This window comes from Streptomyces sp. NPDC059456, assembly GCF_042750055.1.
GTDB lineage: Bacteria > Actinomycetota > Actinomycetes > Streptomycetales > Streptomycetaceae > Streptomyces.
Genome location: NZ_JBHYVA010001034.1, coordinates 1 through 1,932 on the forward strand (window position 1 = coordinate 1; position 1,932 = coordinate 1,932).

Sequence of the window (1,932 nt, forward strand, 5' to 3'; positions counted from 1 at the left end):
GGGAAGGGGACCCGCGTCGGCCTCGGCCGCCGCGGCGGGGTTCAGGACGCCTCCTTCGCGGCGCGGAAGCCGGCCTCCAGGTCGGCCTTCAGATCGGCCGCGTTCTCGATGCCGACCGACAGGCGCACGAGCCCCGCAGTGGTGCCGGTGGCGGCGAGCTGCGCCTCGTCGAGCTGGCTGTGGGTGGTGGACGCGGGGTGGATGACGAGACTGCGGACGTCGCCGATGTTCGCGAGGTGGCTGAACAGCTGCAGCCCGTCCACGAACCGCCGGCCCGCCTCGACGCCGCCGCGCAGCTCGAAGGAGAGGACGGCCCCCGCGCCGCGCGGCAGGTAGCGCCCGGCCGCCTCGTACCAGCGGTTGGACGGCAGGCCGGGGTAGTGCACCGCCGAAACCTCGTCACGCCGTTCGAGCCACTGCGCCAGGGCCAGGGCGTTCGACGAGTGCCGCTCCAGGCGCAGGCTCAGCGTCTCCACGCCCTGCAGGAGCAGGAACGCGGAGTGCGGTGCGATGGCGGGGCCGAGGTCGCGCAGCAGTTGCACGCGCAGCTTGACGGCGTACGCGCCCGCGCCGAGGGCGGGCCAGTAGCGCAGGCCGTGGTAGCTGGGGTCGGGCTCGGTGAAGTCGGGGAAGCGCTCGGGGTGCGCGCCGAAGTCGAAGGTGCCCGCGTCGACGACCACGCCGCCGAGGGTGGTGCCGTGCCCGCCGAGGAACTTGGTGGCGGAGTGGACGACGACGTCCGCCCCGTGCTCGATGGGGCGCAGCAGGTACGGCGTGGGAACGGTGTTGTCGACTATGAGCGGCAGTCCCGCCGTGTGTGCGACGTCGGCCACGCCGCGGACGTCGAGGACGTTGCCGCGCGGGTTGCCGAGGGTCTCCGCGAACAGGGCCTTGGTGCGGGGGCGTACGGCGGCCCGCCAGGCGTCGAGGTCGTCGGGATCCTCGACGAAGGACACCTCGATGCCGAACTTCGGCAGGGTGTGGTGGAACAGGTTGTACGTGCCGCCGTAGAGGGAGGCGCTGGAGACGACGTGGTCCCCGGCGGAGGCCAGGTTCAGGATCGCGAGGGTCTCCGCGGCCTGCCCGGAGGCGAGGGCGACGGCCGCGACGCCGCCCTCCAGGGAGGCGATGCGCTGCTCGAAGGCGTCCTGGGTGGGGTTGTGGATGCGGGTGTAGATGTTCCCGGGTTCGGCGAGGGAGAACAGGTCGGAGGCGTGCCGGGTGTCGCGGAAGACGAACGAGGTGGTCTGGTAGATGGGGACCGCGCGGGCACCGGTGACCGGGTCGGGGGCGGTGCCGGCGTGGAGCTGCCTGGTCTCGAAGGACCAGGCCGGCGTCCCGGATCCGGCGGGCTCGCTCTCGGGGGTGTGGCCTGCGGTGACGGCGTCGACGGGCTGGCTCATGGGTCTCCTCGGCGGTGCGTGCGGACGGCGGGGGCGAGCGGCCACGGGAGGCCGGAAGGGATGTGCGGAATCCCGTGCGGGTGCGGGCAGAGGGGGCCGGCGCGGGCGGCGCGTGGGGGAGTTCACCTCGGAGCCGTGGCCCGCCACGTGACCTGCCCGTACGACTGCCGCGGCCGCAGCAGGCTCGGCGGGCGGGTACGACGGGGGCGGGTGCGACGGGATGTACGCACAGCGGGACGTACCCACAGCGGGACGTACCCATGGCGGGACGTACCCATGGCGGGACGTACCCATGGCGGGACGTGCCCATGGCGGGTCAGCGAGGTGACGGGTGGGAAGCGCGGAGCGATGCCGCGCGGCGCCGCGTCAGCGGGTGACGGGACAACCCGTGGTCGTGACACGCACGTAGTCGACGTGGCGACGGGTCACGAGTACGGTCATGGACCCAGGTAACCACAGGCGGTGCGGGGCGCGCCAGGCCTCCCGGCCGAACGGTGGGACGCACCACCGCCGCCCCCACCGCGCCGGT

The 1,932-nt window shown here is 73.7% G+C and carries 1 protein-coding gene; it reads right to left on the bottom strand.

Annotated features, from left to right (window positions below):
- Positions 1-41 precede the first annotated feature (41 nt).
- Positions 42-1,403, bottom strand: coding sequence for a bifunctional o-acetylhomoserine/o-acetylserine sulfhydrylase (locus ACFXA3_RS41855; RefSeq protein WP_385196647.1), 1,362 nt, complete (start codon positions 1,401-1,403; stop codon positions 42-44).
- Positions 1,404-1,932 lie beyond the last annotated feature (529 nt).

What these genes read in the sequence shown, in the direction of transcription:
- ACFXA3_RS41855 (WP_385196647.1), bottom strand. Translation starts at nt 1,403, where the DNA reads ATGAGCCAGCCCGTCGACGCCGTCACCGCAGGCCACACCCCCGAGAGC.